Below are 16,184 nucleotides of genomic sequence, written 5' to 3' on the forward strand. Positions count from 1 at the left end.
TTTATTTATTATCTTCCAAAAACTGAAATAGTTCTTGTAAATGAAGAGCATCTTCTCCATAACTAACAGATACATAGCGTACTCCATCAATTTCAGCATGCATATAAAGATCGATTCCTTCACGATCGTACTTTAAAGCTAAATAAAATTCCATTTCTTCTAGCATTTCCTTTGATGCTCGAATAACATAATGACCGTTCTCATCACGTCCATACTCAAATGTTGGCTCAAAATCATACTTTTGTTTAAATGCTGCTTGTTGTTTATCATTAATTGGCATACAGGTTGCACGCTGCACAGCATCAATCATTCCATCAAATTTTTCTAAATCCATTATATTACCCCCATATATTTCTTATACAAAACCTGTGTCCCACTATCCTCTTCTCCCGCTTCTATTAATTCATTATATAGCTCTTTTGCTAGAGCTAATCCAGGTACAGGTAATTCTAACTTTTCAGCTTCATCTAATGCAATCTTCATGTCCTTCATGAAATGTTTTACATAAAACCCTGGCGCAAAGTCTTCCTTTAGCATACGCGGAGCTAAATTACTTAATGACCAACTACCAGCTGCTCCAGTTGAAATACTTTTTAGTACTTTATCTGGATCTAAACCTGCTTTCTTTGCATACGCTACCGCTTCACAAACTCCTATCATATTAGAAGCGATCGCAATTTGATTACACATTTTTGTATGTTGTCCACTTCCTGCTGGTCCTTGTAGCTGAATGTTTTCCCCGAGTTTCTCAAATAAAGGTAAACAAACTTCATATACTTCTGGATCTCCACCAATCATAATGGCAAGTCTTCCTTCTTTCGCTCCAATATCTCCTCCCGATACCGGTGCATCTAGAGTATGTACATTCTTTGTTTTTCCAGCTTCATATATACGCTTTGCTAGTGTTGGTGTAGATGTTGTAAAATCAATTGCAATTGTACCTTCATTTGCATGTTCGAGAATTCCCTCTGTTCCAAAATAGATTTCTTCTACATCATGCGGATACCCTACCATCGTCATAACAACATCTACATTTTTCACCAATTCTTTTGGTGAATCACACCAATGCGCTCCTTCTTTTAATAAAGAAGTTGCTTTTTCTTTCGTACGGTTATACACATATACTATATAGCCACCTTGTAATAAATGCTGTACCATACTTTTCCCCATAACACCTGTACCTATAAAACCAATTGATGAAATTACTTGTTTCATCCACTCATCCCCTTTGTTCTAATAAGTCGCTTACCATCTTTCGAAATTCCTTATTGAAATCATCATTTATGCTATTTTGTACATTTGAGAATAAAACAACAAATGTTCCCTTATCTTTATTAAAATTATTAAATGTATTCCAACCAGCAAGTACACCATGATTATGAAAATAATCATGGTAAATATATAAACTAAATGCATATTGTTTTTCGGATGAAGGTGTAAACATCGCTTGTATACTTTTCTCTGAAAGAAGTTTTCCGTTTATAATCGCTTCATCTAACTTTTTCATATCTCCAACTGTAGTATACATCTCACCACAGCCATATAACCAATCCATTGCCAATTTTGGTGCAGGTACAAGTACATTATCTTTCTTTGTATATCCTTTAGTAAAATGTTGATCTCCTGGCACCATATTCCCCATGCCCGATTCATACATTTTCGCTCGCTCAAAAATGTTTTCCTTTATATATTCACCTAAAGGCTTTTTAGTTATATTTTCTATAATATAAGCCAACACCATATAATTATAATCCGTATACCTCCAGCCAGTTCCCGGTGGAAATTCTACATTTTGTTTTCCAATCCACGTAACTAAATTTAAACGTGACGCGGCATTTACTTTTCCCTTTCCCTCCCCTGGTAAACCCGAAGTATGTGTTAATAAGTGATATAATGTGATATTTTTATTTGCCGGAAATACAGGAATATATTTATTTACATTGTCCTGAATATTTAACTTTCCTTGCTCTTGCAACTGTAAAATTGATGTTGCCACAACAGTCTTAGTAATTGAACCAATTCGATATTTGGTTTGTGGCGTATTTTCAATTTTACTTTGAACATCCGCATATCCATATCCTTTGTTCAGCACAACATGATCTTTATCTGTTACAAGAACCGTTCCATTAAAATCTTTATTTTTTAAATATTGATCTAACTTTTGTGCCACACTAGCATAATCAATTGACGGTTCCTTTTTTTCTTCCAAATTATCCTGTAATTCAGATTTAACAGAAGGCGTTACCTTTGATGTTGACACTTCTTGCTTCTCCGACGTATAAAAAAAGTAGTACACAATTCCGCATACTATAAAGCAGCCGAAGACCATCATAATAAATCTTTTTATCATTCAAAAACCTCCGCAGTTACTTCGTTATAAATGGTCCCCTCTTTCTATTATCAGACAACAGAAAAAAATCGCAACACTTTGTTGCGAAAAATTCACATTTTTTCTTTTCTATATAAACGCACTTGGTTTTTCCCATTTTTTTTCGCTTCATATAAAGCAATATCCGCTCGCTGCATCAATTCTTCTTTTGTAATCCCTTGCTCATATAAAGCAACTCCAAAACTTGCGGTTAACTTCGAAATGCTCGAGAATTGTTTCGTTTCAATAAAAAAACGTAGTGATTCAGCAACTTGGAAGGCCTCTTTTTCCGTCGTATTGATTACTAATATAATAAATTTTTCTCCGCTCCACCGTGCGAAAATATGCTGGGATGCTATTTTAGATTTCATAAGTTCGGCTAACTGAATTAATGCTAAATCACCAAAATCATGACCATATGTGTCATTCACTTTTTTAAAATCGTCTATATCAAAAAGAATAATTGCCATTGTTTGATTCATTCGTTTCTCTTTTTTCCATTTTTCTTCTAATAGTTGTTGAAACTTCAAACGATTATATATTTCTGTTAAAGAATCAATTGCAGCAAGCTGTTCTTGTTCTTGATATAGTTCATCTAATTCCGTAATATCTGTACACTTAACAATAAACCTAGAGAAATCTTCTGGTACAGATGCAGCACGTAATAAAAAAACAAACTCTTCGCCTTCATGATTATACATTTTTATTTTTCTGGCTTGCGCTAAAGAATCATCGAGCCAAGTTATATCGTGATCTGTTGCGTAATATCCATGCTCTTGAATAAAATGTTCCGCAAATATCATATGATTCTCATGATATGAAACTAAATTTTCATATCCAAAAAAACTCAAAAAGTTCGTATTACAGTCGACGATCTCATCATCTTCTAAAATGAATAATAAATCATTTTGAAAATCAAACATCATTTGAAGAAGCTCTTGTTGAATAGTCACTTGTTGCAATAGTGTTAATTGATAGAGGCTTTTGTTTACCTCTTCTAACACAGCCTGTGGTGTAACAGGAGCTATCACAATATTTCGTACCCCTATTGTAAGCAAATCTACAAATTTTGAAGTCACCGGCTGATCCCAGATAACAATAAAAGAACTCATTGAATTATATATTTGTTTTATATACTCTACTTGCGTACCATTCGACACATAAATGATCACAATTTGTGGTCGCACTTTTTCAAATAACATTTCTCCTTCTTCAAAACTACTTGCTATAAACATACATTTCGGATGTATATTGTCTATCGTATACTGGTGATTACGCCCTTCTTCTATATAAAGTACATTTACATGGAGATCCTGTAATACATTTTGAAAAACCGTATTCTCTAATAAAAAATGTAATATGTTCACCACTGGTCTTCACTCACTTCATATATCCTGTTCTACTGAATTCTTCACTATCCTTTTCTATAAGGGACCGTTATCAAAAGAACCCGATTGGTGAGGGCTGATCATCAACAGGAATGAGGAACTCTCCCACTGACAGAAGCTTCACTTTACATATTTCTTCTTGATCTGTGAATCATCCTTTTATTGTATGACTATATGAATGACAGCGATTGTACGAATGTCCCTTTTTATTCTATTCTCAACAACTTGACAATTAAAATAAAGATATTATATTCTTTTACAGTAATAACTTACAAAATGTAAGTTGATTTTTTTACATATGGTATTTTTTATAAATCCGCATAAAACTTAGGAGGTATATTATGACACAGCAAGATTTCTTTACTGTTTTATATGAACGAACATCTAATCGTGCATTCAATCCTGAAAAAGAGATTTCAAAAGAGGAATTACAAGAAATTTTGAAAGCAGCTGGTCAAGCACCGTCAGCTTGGAACTTACAACATTGGAAATTCCTTGTTTTCCAAGGCAAAGATGTACAAAACCGTTTACATCCAATCGCTTATAACCAACAACAAATTCTCGATGCCTCTGCAGTAGTCGCTATTTTAGGTGATCTAGAAGCAAATAAAAACATTGATTCTGTATATGGACCAATCGTAGAGCAAGGATTTATGAAAGAAGAAGCAAAAGAACGTTTAGCACAAAATATCGAATCTGCATATAAGCGTGAACAATATCCACGCGATGCAGCCTTCTCTAATGCATCCTTAGCCGCAATGCAACTTATGCTTGCAGCTAAGGCAACTGGCTGGGACACTTGTGCAATCGGTGGTTTTAATCCGCAAGCACTAATGGATGAATTTAATGTTTCTTCTCGCTATGTACCAATCATGCTAATTACAATTGGTGAATCTACATTAAAAGGACATCCAGCACCACGTATGAATGTTGAACAAGTAACAGAATGGGTAAAATAAAATAAATTAAATCTATACTATCTTGAAATTTCAGGGTAGAAAGTTACTAACTATGAATAATGAGTTAAGAACGAAGGCTAGTGTCCTTCGTTTTTACTTTAATGTCATCTCTCTGTAATAACTCTATATAAAAATCGACATAACTCTATAAATTCAACTTCATTCTCCCCTGATATACGCTTAAAAATGACGTATCGTGTCGAATTATGTTTCTAATTTGAAATATAGGGGTGTTTTTTTGTTACAATTATGATACAATAGTAACAAATAGATAACAAGAGAGGGATTTTCATTGAATTCATATGGAAGCTTTATTGCATTTTTAAGCTATACCGTAACTGTACTGCTTCTATACTTTATTGGAGATGCCACAAATATTACAATGCTACAATTTCCAAAAGAAAAAGCACTACAGCTAGAAGACGGACTACATATTTCACAATCTATCGTACCATTACTGTTGGCTCTTCCCGTGTATGCAATCGTTTTATATAAAAGTAAAAAAGTGTAAAGGATACCTTGTTATCAACGAAGGTATCTTTTTCTATGTATCCAATTATACGTGGATAATAAGTCCCCTAAAAACTCTTATTGATGCAAAGATGATAAAACCCAAATTCTTGAATAAAGAAAAAACACTAAGAAAAGTTTCGATCTATCCTCCTGTCATTTGTCCTTATCTAAATACCATTAAGTAACAAATACCTATCTAGTCATTTAAAATAAGAAAATATCCCAGCAAAAATTCCCGCTCTGTCCAATCACCACATATGTAACTTACATACATTATAAGTGTGAAGGGGGTGATGAGAATTATGTTTGGATCTTTTGGATGTCGTGACGACTTTAGAGGTTGTCACTTTGACAATGATTGTAAAAAAGATGATTTTCGAAAAGATGATTTCCATAAAGACGATCGAAAAAAATCATCACTATGTAACGTTCTTATTAACATTTCAATCGGAACAAGAATTTCTCTTTTAAAAGTCAAACATTGCGGTACATTCCGTGACGTTGTATTTGAAGGTTTTTCCTGTGGAGTAGCGCTTTTCTCCCAATTTGAAGAAGCAGATGCAGAAGAGCTTGATGGAGAAGAAGTAAACACATTTAGAGGTTTATTACGTGTCTGCCCGGAAGATATAATCGCAATCGCTGTTTAAATCTATTTCGTATCCCCAGATTTATAAAAGCTCATCTAGGTTTAGTATATAAGAAAACCTGAGACCGATTTCAAATCGGCTCAGGTTTTTTTATTAGTATTAAATGCTTTTAACTAATTCAACAACTTCTTCAGCAGTTGACATTGTCAATGCTTTTTGTGCTAATTCTTCCATTTGTGCTTTTGACAACTTACTCAGTTGTGTTCTTGCAGGAAGGATAGATGTTGCACTCATACTAAATTCATCTAATCCTAATCCAAGTAATAATGGGATTGCAAGTGAATCTCCTGCCATCTCACCACACATACCAGCCCATTTTCCTTCTTTATGAGCAGCATCGATAACCATTTTTACAAGACGTAAAATAGACGGGTTATACGGTTGGTATAAGTAAGATACACGCTCATTCATACGGTCAGCAGCCATTGTGTATTGGATTAAGTCATTTGTTCCGATAGAGAAGAAATCAACTTCTTTAGCAAACTGATCTGCTAATACTGCAGAAGCAGGGATTTCTACCATCATACCTACTTCAATAGCGTCAGAAACAGTTGTACCAGCTTGAACAAGTCTTTCTTTCTCTTCCAATAAAATTGCTTTTGCTTGACGGAATTCATCAAGAGTTGCAATCATTGGGAACATAATTTTTAAATTACCATATACGCTTGCACGAAGTAATGCACGAAGTTGTGTACGGAACACATCTTGTTCTTCAAGACATAAGCGAATTGCACGGTAACCTAAGAATGGGTTCATTTCTTTTGGTAAGTGTAAGTACGGAAGCTCTTTATCTCCACCGATGTCAAGTGTACGAACGACAACTGGTTGACCTTCTTTTACACCTTCAAGAACTGCTTTATACGCTTCGAACTGTTCTTCTTCTGTTGGAAGATTATCACGGCCCATGTATAAGAATTCTGTACGGTATAAACCAACGCCTTCTCCACCATTGTCAATGATACCTTGTACATCATTTGGTGTTCCGATGTTTGCAACAAGCTCAACATGATGTCCATCGCTTGTTACAGTTGCTTGATCTTTTAACTTAGCCCATTCAGCTTTTTGTTCTTCGAATTTCGCTTTCTTTTCTTCAAAAGCATGAAGAGTTTCTTCAGATGGGTTCACAATTACTTCTCCATCTAAACCGTCGATAATTACCATATCGCCGTTTTGGATTTTCTCCATAACAACTTTTGTACCAACAACAGCTGGAATTTCCATAGAACGAGCCATAATTGCAGAGTGAGATGTACGTCCACCAATATCAGTTGTAAAACCTTTTGCATATTTACGGTTTAATTGAGCTGTATCAGATGGTGTTAAATCTTCAGCAATGATGATTACTTCTTCAGAAATTGTACTTGGGTTTGAGAAGTTAATTCCTAGTAAATGTGCAAGAACGCGTTTTGTTACGTCGCGAATATCCGCTGCGCGCTCTTTCATATATTCGTTATCCATGTTTTCAAACATAGTAATGAACATTGTTGCAACTTCATCCATTGCAAATTCAGCATTTACTTTTTCATTGTTTACTTTATCTTTTACTGGGTTAACTAGTTCTGGATCATTTAGTACTAGTAAATGTGCTTCGAAGATAGCAGCTTTATCAGCACCAAGCTCAGCAAAAGCATGGTCTTTAATTGCTTCTAATTCAGATTTTGCTTTCTCAAGCGCAGCGTCTAAGCGTGCAATTTCTGCAGCTTCGTTCGTAATCGTTTTCTTTTCAATGTTAAATTCAGGATTTTCAAGTCTGAAAGCCTTTGCAATAGCAATCCCACTTGATGCAGCGATCCCTTGAATATTAAGAGTCATTATTCTCCTAATCCTTCGTTTTTCATAGTTTCTTCGATAGCTGCTAGTGCTTGAGCTGCATCATCACCATTTGCAGTGATTTTAATTTCTGCGCCTTGTTGAATACCTAAAGACATAACACCCATGATTGATTTTAAGTTAACGTTTTTACCGTTATACTCTAAGTTAATGTCAGCACCAAATTTGCTTGCAGTGTTAACAAGTAGAGTTGCTGGACGAGCATGAATTCCTGAGTCACTAGTTACTTTAAAGATTTTTTCCATAATAATTTATCTCCTTTAAATACAGTATTTTTTAAGTTGTATAGACGTTAGTACTACACCACCTATATTGTATATAATAGGCGATGTTCGGTCAACCACATCGCCTATTATAATTATAAACATTTTGCGTCAATTTCTTACTGAATGTCAATAATAGCTGCTTCGCCCTTCTTAACATTACCTTCTTTTTTCAATTCAACTTGTTGCCCTTGCCCTAAATTTGTAAAAATAATTGGTGTAATAATAGATGGTGCATTTTCTTTTACAAATGCTAAATCTACTTTTAATAAAGGTTGTCCTTGTTTCACTTTATCACCTTGTGCTACAAGTGCTTCAAAACCTTCACCATTTAATTTTACTGTATCAATACCGAAGTGAATTAGGATTTCTTTTCCACCTTCAGATTGAATACCAATCGCATGTTTTGTTGGGAATACATTAACAATCTCTCCATCCACTGGAGAAACAACTGTTCCTTCCGTTGGCTCAATTGCAAATCCATCACCCATCATTCTCCCTGAAAAAACTTGATCAGGTACTTCTGTAATTGGTAAAAGATTCCCTTCAATTGGAGATACAATTGTTTCATTTGTATCAGCTTTTTGTACAGGTTCTTCTACTTTTACTGGCTCTTCTTTTTCAACATGAGGTGTACGACCTGACATAATATCATGAATTTGTGATTTCAATGTATCAGATTTAGGTCCGAAAATAGCTTGAATATTATTTCCAACTTCAAGTACTCCCGCTGCCCCAAGTTCTTTTAAACGATCTTTGTTGACATTTTTTTGTTCATTAACTTGAACACGTAAACGAGTAATACAAGCATCTAGAGAAGCAATATTCTCTTTACCTCCAAGTGCTACTAACACTTCACGAGGAAGTTCACCTGCTTCTGTTTTCCCTGCGCCATCAGCATCTGTTGTTATTTCACGACCAGGTGTTTTTAAATCCCATTTACGGATTGCAAAGCGGAATCCGAAGTAGTAAATAACTGCAAGTACAAGACCTACAACGATTACCCACCACCATGGTGTACGGTTTTGAAGAACACCGAATAACATGAAGTCAATTAAACCACCAGAGAATGTCATACCAATTTTAACACCTAGAATATGCATTGTCATAAATGATAGACCAGCGAATACAGCATGTATTCCGAATAGTACTGGTGCTACGAATAAGAATGAGAATTCAAGTGGTTCTGTAATACCTGTTAAGAAAGCTGTTAACGCAGCAGAACCTAAAATACCAGCTGCTAATTTTTTATTTTCTGGACGTGCTTCATGATACATTGCTAGAGCTGCTGCTGGAAGACCGAACATCATGAACGGATATTTACCTGTTGTAAATGTACCAGCTGTTAATTCTACACCATCTTTTAATTGTGCCATAAAGATCTTTTGGTCACCACGAATTAATTCGCCCGCTGCATTTGTATATTGACCAAATTCAAACCAGAATGGTGAATAGAAAATGTGATGTAATCCAAATGGAATTAATGAACGTTCAATTAATCCAAAAATAAATGCCGCTAACGTTTTATTTGCATCAATCATTTGATGCGAGAACGTATTTAAGCCACCTTGAATCGTTGGCCAAATAAAGCACATTAAAATCCCTAATAATAAAGAGAATGCTGCTGTTGCAATCGGTACGAAACGTTTACCTGCAAAGAATCCTAAGTATGGTGGCAATTCAATATTGAAGTATTTATTATAGCAATATGCCGCTAATATTCCGACGATAATACCACCAAACACTCCTGTTTGTAACGTTGGAATCCCTAATACATTGGCGTAAGCAGGATCTGTAAAACCAATTTTAACTGGATCAGACCCAGTGCTTGTTACTTTCACTAGCTTATCTACTTCTAAGAACACACTCATAGTCTTGTTCATAATTAAGTAGCCAACGAATGCTGCTAATCCAGCTACTCCGTCTCCACCAGCGAGTCCAATCGCTACCCCAACTGCGAATAACAACGCAAGGTTCGCGAAAATAATATCACCAGATTGTTCCATGATTTTGGCAACCATGACAAACCAATCTGCTTTTAAAGCAGGCATGAAACCCGTTAACGTTTCATTTTGAAATGCGTTACCAAACCCAAGTAAAATACCTGCCGCCGGTAAAATCGCTACTGGAAGCATAAGCGCTTTTCCGACCTTTTGAAGAACACCAAAGATCTTCTTAAACATGGAAACCCTTCCTCTCTTATCTATATTGATAATTTTTCGACAAACGCCAAAAAGGCATGAGGAAAAAAAGATAGAACGGTAGCTATACAAAAGGTAGTATGTCCCTTTCTCTAGCTTACATTCCTGGCTTTTCTCCACTCATGCCTGATCGAATCAGTAACACGTGTCAAAAATAGTTTTACGTATAAGTTCACTATTTAAAGCAAACGTTTTCGTTATTTGCCTTAAATTGTTTGTCGAAATTTGTATAACTTTGCATGAATTATTATACTAAATATTTGTAAGCGATTCAATCATTTTTTTTAACGTTTTCATTTTAGACAAAAATAAAATATTTTTACATCTGATCCGCTTTTACTAATCTTTGCAAATGCATCGTTAAATAAATACTTTCCGCTTCATATACAGGTAACTGTAATTCCTTTTGCATTACCTTTACCAATTTCCATGCCAAATTATAGCAAATAGGGTACTCTGCTCTTAGCAACTCGGCAAACCCTTGCGACTCTTCAACCTTTTCTCCGTTTTTCACTCGTTCAATTGCGTACTGCAGGTGACGAATAAGACGTAGATAATGTATGCTTTCTTGATCTAAGGTAATGTGTAAATTTATTTCAATTAAAGAAACCAGCTGTGCAATAAGACGGGAGTTTTGATTAACAGAAGATAAATCAGAGTTTGTTAAAGAGCTATAAATATGCAGAGCTATAAAACCAATTTCCCCTTCCGGAAGTGTAATTTGCAAACGGGAATTCAGGAGTTGCACAACTCCTTGAGCAATTTTATATTCTTCTGGGTACAGCATTTTTGTTTCAACTAAAAAAGGGTTATCTATTGTAAAACCTTGTTTCAGTCGTTTAATTGCAAAAGAAATATGATCTGTTAAGGCAATATGAATATGTTCGTTTAATGGTGACTGCGCCTTCTCTTGAATATACAGCATAATATCGTTCATCAATTCAATTAACTTTTCGCTCACATGTGGCACTAAAAGCTTATATTGTTCACGGTCACGTTCATTTTTTAAAACAAACATTTTTTCAATTTGTTCCGCTTCTAACACATCTTTTGTTTTTTTTCCAAATCCAATTCCCTTGCCAATCACTACTACTTCCTCATGTTCCGGATGGCTCGCAATGATGACATTATTATTTAAAACTTTTTTAATTTCTAGATAATTATTCATATAACACCACCCTCGTACTTAAATAGCCTGCTTTTATGTTACAGAACATCCTTCTTTTTCGTCAATGCAAAACATCTACCATTTTAGAAAAAGTCATTTTTTAGACATGACTGCACAAGATGCGTATAATGTAAGAGCGAATGTACATAGAAAGGAGCAAAGCAACATGATTAAAATGTTTGTAAGCGATATTGATGGTACAATGATGCAACATGGAGGCATCATTGATCAAGAAGATATTGCCGCACTTCGTAGTCTCGCAGAGCAAGATGTAATTCTTTGTTTCGCCTCTGGCAGGCTTGATAATGAAATTGCTGGTTTAATGAAAGAGGTTGGTACTCATTTTCACCGCATCAGTGTGAACGGTGTCTTTGTGTATACGCATGAAAATAAACAGCTATTGTCAGCGACATTTGATTCAAATATTTTACCTGACTTGTTAGCTATGACAAAAGAGGAACCGTATTTTCGTTATGTAAGTGATGAACATAATTATTACATCGAAGAAAAAACACCTTTTATCCATGAACTTGAAAAACAAGTTACAATGACTTCTGTTGAAGAACCAAATTTATTACAAAAAATTGATGACACAATCTTCCCAAATAAAATTTCTGTTGGTGGCATAAAAGAAGACTTACAAGCCCTTCAGAAAAAAATCGATGAAGAATTCCATGGGAAAGTCAGTACTTTTATTTCAGCTGAACAATGCTTAGATGTCATGCCACCAAATATTAGTAAAGGATCGGCTATCTCTGTTTTATTAGAAGAATTCCAAATAAAACCTGAAGAAATTGCTTGTATCGGTGATTCTTACAATGATATTCCTATGTTCAATCTAACACCTCATAGCTTTGCCATGTCACAAGCTGACGATGCAGTGAAAGAACATGCACATTATGTCGTAGAGTCTGTTAAAGACGCTGTCAAACACGTGGTAACTTACAATTCAAAACAAAACAAAAATACGACTCACTCCATATAAGGATGAGTCGTATTTTTATTTCTCTACATACCCAATGAATCGAGAGTTTCATGTATTTTACAAAATAAAGTATGTTACTTGTTTCGTGAAATATTCGTAATAAACTTATAACGATCTCCACGATAAATACATTTCACGTATTCTAACGGTAATTCGCCTTCTGCATATGACCATTGTCGCATTACAAGCACAGGTGCTTTTTTAGGTATATGCAGATGTTCCGCTTCATCATCTGTTGCAATTGACGCTTCAATTGCTTGGGTAGCACGAACAAGTTTAAAGCCTAACTTTTTCTCTAAATGTTCGTATAAAGATTGTTGCAGAATTTCTTCGTTAATATCTTTTACAAGAGTTGGCGACAAATATGCCGTCTCAAAGGCAATCGGTTCGTCATCAGCTAAGCGAATACGCCTCACTTCATATACCGATTCCCCCTCTTGAATTCTAAGCCGGTCTGCTATTTTAGCAGTAGCTGGAACTAGGCGGAAGCTTAATAACTGACTGCTTGGTTTCATACCACGGGAGAGCATATCCTCTGTAAATCCCGTCATTCCTTGCAGTTTCTGCTCCACTTTTGGAAGTTGAACGAACGTTCCAATTCCACGTTTTCGATATAAATACCCTTGTTCCACTAAGTTATTAATTGCCTGTCTGATTGTCATGCGACTTACTTCGAACTTATCACAAAGTTCATTCTCAGATGGAATTTTATCTCCCGGCGTCCATTCACCGTCCTCAATTAGCTGTTTCACCCACTCTTGAATCTGATAATAGATCGGAAATGGTGAATACTTGTCGATGTTCATCAGCAATCGCCTCACTGCATAAAGATAGAGCTTCTGGATCAGCAATTACGGTTACATTCGGATGACGTTGCAACACTGTAGCAGGGCACGCTTCGCTATACTCACCTTGCAATAATTCCTTGATCGCTTCTGCTTTTTTTGGTCCCATAGCAACAAGTAGAATTTGCTTTGCTTTCATAATGCTTCCAATCCCCATTGTAATTGCATGAGTTGGCACATCTTCTTCTTTTTCGAAGAAACGAAGGTTTGCTTGGCGTGTAGACTCTGTTAATTCTACAATGTTAGTTGGAGAATCAAAAGCTGTTCCTGGCTCGTTAAATCCGATGTGACCGTTTTCACCGATTCCAAGAATCTGTAGGTCAACTGGGTTAGCTGCTAGAATGCTTTCATAGCGCTTGCACTCTTCTTCTAAATCACTTGCCATCCCATTTGGTACATAAGTTTCTTTAAATGGAAGATGATCAAACAACTGTTCTTGCATAAAGTAATGATAGCTGTTTTTATCTTCGTGTGGTAAATTTACGTACTCATCTAAGTTTACAGTGGTTACACGGCTTGTATCAAGTTTATTTTTTCGCATTTCTGCATAAATCCCAAGTGGTGAGCTTCCTGTAGCCATTCCTAATGTTGGATTTTCTTTTGATTTTACAACTTCTTCAATTAATTTATAACCCGCTTCTGCCAATTCTTCTGGAGTTTTCACAACAAGAATATTCATCTATTTACTTCCCTTCCTTCATATGAATTCCTAATCGAACTGTATCATATACATGTAAATCTTCAGTCATGACAACAAAGTCTGCATCTTTCCCTGCTGCTAATGTACCTTTATTCGTTAATCCAAATTCTTCTGCTTGGTTAACTGATGTCATCAAAACAGCATCATCAATAGAACAGCCTGTAAATTCAATTACATTTCGGAATGCTTGGTCCATTTTCAAGATACTACCAGCTAACGTTCCGTCTTCTAAACGAGCACTGCCATCTTTTACGTGTACAGGCTGTCCACCAAGTTCATATAATCCGTCTTCTAAACCTTTTGCACGCATCGCATCAGTAATGACACTTACTTTTTTAGGACCTTTTAATTTATATGCTAATTTCACCATGTCTGGGTGAATGTGAATACCATCTGTAATAACTTCAACCATTACATCTGGGTTCAATAACACATGACCAACAACACCTGGTTCACGGTGATGTAAACCACGCATTTGATTGTATAAGTGTGTAGCGTGTGTAATATTTCTATTTTTTAATTGTGCATCAATTGCATCTGTATGCCCTATTGTACCAACAACACCAGTTTCAGCAAGATACTGTTCAAACTCTGCCGCACCCTCTTCTTCTGGTGCATAGGTTACTAATTTAATTAGATTACCGCTTGCTTCTTGCCATTGTTTAAATTGTTCAATATTCGCAGGAACGATATGCTCAAGTGGCTGTGCTCCTGCACGTTTTTTTGAAACATATGGTCCTTCTAAATGGATATATTCAAAATACGCTCCTTTTTCTTTCGCTTCTTTTGCAGCACTTAAAGCTGCTTCAATTGCTTCTGGAGCCTGTGTCATTGTTGTTGGGAAGTAAGTTGTAACCCCTTCTTTTAACATTTCTTTACCTAGAGTTACCAATCCATCGCTATTTGCATCCATCGCATCAATATCGTATCCACCATGAATATGAACATCGATCATACCTGGAATCACAATTTTTCCTTCTGCATCAAAAACAGTTTCATTTTCTTGTGATACATATTGAGCCATCAAACCAATTTCTTCAATTTTTTCTGCGTAACGAATAAATCCACTTTCCATTACCTCGTGACCTGTATAAATTTTGGCGTTGATGACAACTTGCGTTTTCATTTTCATCGATCCTTTCCCATGAAATACCTACTTGTTATTATTACCTATTTGCCTAATTCCATCTTAATATATACACGAGTAGTTGTCTATACATTGTAAATAAATTTCCTCTTTTATGATTAAAAAAGGAAATTTATTTTTCTTCTCTCATTATAATATATATTATTCACTTTTTCCAAAAGGAGACAGTGAACCTTTTATGAAATTTGGTAACGATTCCTTATTTTATTTAGATATATAACAGTAAGAATAGTGATTTACTTTAATAATGGAAGTCGCACATTAGGCCACATTATAAGATGCTCTCCATTCGTTTCAATTTCTACCGTTCGTTTATCCGTTGTATAGGTCATCACACCATATCTCTTTAACCTTTTTATTACACTTTGATGTGGATGCCCATATGGATTTTTTTTATCATAAGAAATAATAGCGAATTGAGGATTTGCCTTATCTAAAAACTGTTCACTGGTTGACGTATATGAACCGTGGTGACCTACTTTTAAAACATCTGCATGTACATCATACTGCTTTATTATTTTCTTTTCAGTTTGTATATCCGCATCTCCCATTAATAAAAAATCAGCTTTACCATATCGAACTTTTAAAACAATTGATGATTCATTATTTTCATTTTTTGACTTTCCATTATTTAATACCTGGATTGAAACTTTAGGATCTAACGGGATATGCTGTCCTTGTTTTACACGAACAAACGGAATACCCCTCTTTTTAATATTATTCCTATACGTATGATATGTAAAAGAACTATAGGTTTTGCCGCTATCTAATATAAGTGACACTGGCATTTGTTCTATAATCGGTATAAGCCCGCCTATATGATCCATATCTGGATGAGTCCCTACCACAACGTCTAAATGATTGATTCCCTTTTCAATTAATTTTTGAATGATTACCTCTCCAGCCTCATAAGGTCCTCCATCGATTAACATTGTTTGACCATTAGGTAAAATAATAAGTGTAGCATCACCTTGTCCTACCTTAAAAAAACTCACTTTCATTCTTCCTAAATGCGGACGTTGCATGGAAAAAGAGGACGCAGTATGAACAGACGTCATATATCTTTTGGCAGATGTGCTGTTTAATGAAAAACATAATAAAACAGAAACTAGCAATAGAATAATCCGTACACCTTTCATAATTCGTCTCCTTTTTTCATTTAGTATGGCA

Annotated in this window: 16 protein-coding genes; 4 read left to right on the forward strand and 12 right to left on the reverse strand. The window is 35.3% G+C overall.

What is annotated here, in order from left to right; translation table 11 throughout:
• Window position 1: 1 nt before the first annotated feature.
• The 4 genes from J4P91_RS04595 to J4P91_RS04610 all read right to left on the reverse strand — a co-directional run bounded on the left by J4P91_RS04595 (window position 2) and on the right by J4P91_RS04610 (window position 3,735).
• Window positions 2-334 (reverse strand): DUF3909 family protein, encoded by a 333-nt coding sequence (locus tag J4P91_RS04595; RefSeq protein WP_017151047.1) that lies wholly within the window; start codon window positions 332-334, stop codon window positions 2-4.
• Complete coding sequence (locus J4P91_RS04600) at window positions 334-1,215, reverse strand: NAD(P)-dependent oxidoreductase (RefSeq protein ID WP_017151046.1); 882 nt, start codon at window positions 1,213-1,215, stop codon at window positions 334-336. The genes J4P91_RS04595 and J4P91_RS04600 overlap by 1 nt, the downstream gene beginning before the upstream one ends.
• A gap of 4 nt (window positions 1,216-1,219) precedes the next feature.
• Window positions 1,220-2,350: a serine hydrolase domain-containing protein gene (locus J4P91_RS04605; RefSeq protein ID WP_207993080.1), complete on the reverse strand. Its 1,131-nt coding sequence runs from the start codon at window positions 2,348-2,350 to the stop codon at window positions 1,220-1,222.
• A 92-nt stretch (window positions 2,351-2,442) separates the two neighbouring features.
• Window positions 2,443-3,735, reverse strand: a complete 1,293-nt coding sequence (locus tag J4P91_RS04610) for a sensor domain-containing diguanylate cyclase (protein ID WP_207993159.1) — start codon at window positions 3,733-3,735, stop codon at window positions 2,443-2,445.
• Window positions 3,736-4,097: 362 nt separating this feature from the next.
• Between J4P91_RS04610 and J4P91_RS04615 the strand changes: the two genes are divergently transcribed.
• From J4P91_RS04615 to J4P91_RS04625, 3 genes are all read left to right on the forward strand, one after another.
• Window positions 4,098-4,715, forward strand: coding sequence for a nitroreductase family protein (locus J4P91_RS04615; protein ID WP_017151043.1), 618 nt, complete (start codon window positions 4,098-4,100; stop codon window positions 4,713-4,715).
• Between the two features lie 292 nt (window positions 4,716-5,007).
• Window positions 5,008-5,226 (forward strand): hypothetical protein, encoded by a 219-nt coding sequence (locus J4P91_RS04620; protein WP_017151042.1) that lies wholly within the window; start codon window positions 5,008-5,010, stop codon window positions 5,224-5,226.
• Window positions 5,227-5,530: 304 nt separating this feature from the next.
• Window positions 5,531-5,875, forward strand: coding sequence for a DUF3915 family protein (locus tag J4P91_RS04625; protein WP_017151041.1), 345 nt, complete (start codon window positions 5,531-5,533; stop codon window positions 5,873-5,875).
• Window positions 5,876-5,974: 99 nt separating this feature from the next.
• On the opposite strand, the gene ptsP is transcribed toward J4P91_RS04625, so the two are convergent.
• The 4 genes from ptsP to glcT all read right to left on the reverse strand — a co-directional run bounded on the left by ptsP (window position 5,975) and on the right by glcT (window position 11,337).
• Complete coding sequence (gene ptsP, locus J4P91_RS04630) at window positions 5,975-7,687, reverse strand: phosphoenolpyruvate--protein phosphotransferase (RefSeq protein WP_207993081.1); 1,713 nt, start codon at window positions 7,685-7,687, stop codon at window positions 5,975-5,977.
• Entirely contained in the window at window positions 7,687-7,950 is a 264-nt protein-coding gene (gene ptsH, locus J4P91_RS04635; RefSeq protein ID WP_000411078.1) for a phosphocarrier protein HPr, read from the reverse strand. Before ptsH ends, ptsP begins: the two co-directional genes overlap by 1 nt.
• A 137-nt stretch (window positions 7,951-8,087) precedes the next feature.
• Window positions 8,088-10,151 (reverse strand): PTS glucose transporter subunit IIABC, encoded by a 2,064-nt coding sequence (gene ptsG, locus J4P91_RS04640; protein WP_207993082.1) that lies wholly within the window; start codon window positions 10,149-10,151, stop codon window positions 8,088-8,090.
• A gap of 337 nt (window positions 10,152-10,488) precedes the next feature.
• Window positions 10,489-11,337 (reverse strand): glucose PTS transporter transcription antiterminator GlcT, encoded by an 849-nt coding sequence (gene glcT, locus J4P91_RS04645; RefSeq protein ID WP_207993083.1) that lies wholly within the window; start codon window positions 11,335-11,337, stop codon window positions 10,489-10,491.
• A gap of 166 nt (window positions 11,338-11,503) precedes the next feature.
• On the opposite strand from glcT, the gene J4P91_RS04650 reads away from it, so the two are divergent.
• Window positions 11,504-12,322 (forward strand): HAD family hydrolase, encoded by an 819-nt coding sequence (locus J4P91_RS04650; RefSeq protein WP_207993084.1) that lies wholly within the window; start codon window positions 11,504-11,506, stop codon window positions 12,320-12,322.
• Between the two features lie 74 nt (window positions 12,323-12,396).
• On the opposite strand, the gene phnF is transcribed toward J4P91_RS04650, so the two are convergent.
• The 4 genes from phnF to J4P91_RS04670 all read right to left on the reverse strand — a co-directional run bounded on the left by phnF (window position 12,397) and on the right by J4P91_RS04670 (window position 16,153).
• Complete coding sequence (gene phnF / locus J4P91_RS04655) at window positions 12,397-13,128, reverse strand: phosphonate metabolism transcriptional regulator PhnF (RefSeq protein ID WP_081584591.1); 732 nt, start codon at window positions 13,126-13,128, stop codon at window positions 12,397-12,399.
• The gene (gene nagB / locus J4P91_RS04660) at window positions 13,058-13,846 is read right to left on the reverse strand and encodes a glucosamine-6-phosphate deaminase (RefSeq protein WP_017151035.1); all 789 of its coding nucleotides are present in this window, start codon (window positions 13,844-13,846) and stop codon (window positions 13,058-13,060) included. Before nagB ends, phnF begins: the two co-directional genes overlap by 71 nt.
• A 4-nt stretch (window positions 13,847-13,850) precedes the next feature.
• The gene (nagA, locus tag J4P91_RS04665; protein ID WP_207993160.1) at window positions 13,851-14,993 is read right to left on the reverse strand and encodes an N-acetylglucosamine-6-phosphate deacetylase; all 1,143 of its coding nucleotides are present in this window, start codon (window positions 14,991-14,993) and stop codon (window positions 13,851-13,853) included.
• Between the two features lie 257 nt (window positions 14,994-15,250).
• Window positions 15,251-16,153 (reverse strand): ComEC/Rec2 family competence protein, encoded by a 903-nt coding sequence (locus J4P91_RS04670; RefSeq protein ID WP_207993085.1) that lies wholly within the window; start codon window positions 16,151-16,153, stop codon window positions 15,251-15,253.
• Between the last annotated feature and the right edge of the window lie 31 nt (window positions 16,154-16,184).

Source organism: Bacillus sp. XF8 (assembly GCF_017498755.1).
Classification (GTDB): domain Bacteria; phylum Bacillota; class Bacilli; order Bacillales; family Bacillaceae_G; genus Bacillus_A; species Bacillus_A bingmayongensis.

What these genes read in the sequence shown, in the direction of transcription:
- J4P91_RS04595 (WP_017151047.1), bottom strand. Translation starts at nt 334, where the DNA reads ATGGATTTAGAAAAATTTGATGGAATGATTGATGCTGTGCAGCGTGCA.
- J4P91_RS04600 (WP_017151046.1), bottom strand. Translation starts at nt 1,215, where the DNA reads ATGAAACAAGTAATTTCATCAATTGGTTTTATAGGTACAGGTGTTATG.
- J4P91_RS04605 (WP_207993080.1), bottom strand. Translation starts at nt 2,350, where the DNA reads ATGATAAAAAGATTTATTATGATGGTCTTCGGCTGCTTTATAGTATGC.
- J4P91_RS04615 (WP_017151043.1), top strand. Translation starts at nt 4,098, where the DNA reads ATGACACAGCAAGATTTCTTTACTGTTTTATATGAACGAACATCTAAT.
- J4P91_RS04625 (WP_017151041.1), top strand. Translation starts at nt 5,531, where the DNA reads ATGTTTGGATCTTTTGGATGTCGTGACGACTTTAGAGGTTGTCACTTT.
- ptsP (WP_207993081.1), bottom strand. Translation starts at nt 7,687, where the DNA reads ATGACTCTTAATATTCAAGGGATCGCTGCATCAAGTGGGATTGCTATT.
- ptsH (WP_000411078.1), bottom strand. Translation starts at nt 7,950, where the DNA reads ATGGAAAAAATCTTTAAAGTAACTAGTGACTCAGGAATTCATGCTCGT.
- ptsG (WP_207993082.1), bottom strand. Translation starts at nt 10,151, where the DNA reads ATGTTTAAGAAGATCTTTGGTGTTCTTCAAAAGGTCGGAAAAGCGCTT.
- glcT (WP_207993083.1), bottom strand. Translation starts at nt 11,337, where the DNA reads ATGAATAATTATCTAGAAATTAAAAAAGTTTTAAATAATAATGTCATC.
- J4P91_RS04650 (WP_207993084.1), top strand. Translation starts at nt 11,504, where the DNA reads ATGATTAAAATGTTTGTAAGCGATATTGATGGTACAATGATGCAACAT.
- phnF (WP_081584591.1), bottom strand. Translation starts at nt 13,128, where the DNA reads ATGAACATCGACAAGTATTCACCATTTCCGATCTATTATCAGATTCAA.
- nagB (WP_017151035.1), bottom strand. Translation starts at nt 13,846, where the DNA reads ATGAATATTCTTGTTGTGAAAACTCCAGAAGAATTGGCAGAAGCGGGT.
- nagA (WP_207993160.1), bottom strand. Translation starts at nt 14,993, where the DNA reads ATGAAAACGCAAGTTGTCATCAACGCCAAAATTTATACAGGTCACGAG.
- J4P91_RS04670 (WP_207993085.1), bottom strand. Translation starts at nt 16,153, where the DNA reads ATGAAAGGTGTACGGATTATTCTATTGCTAGTTTCTGTTTTATTATGT.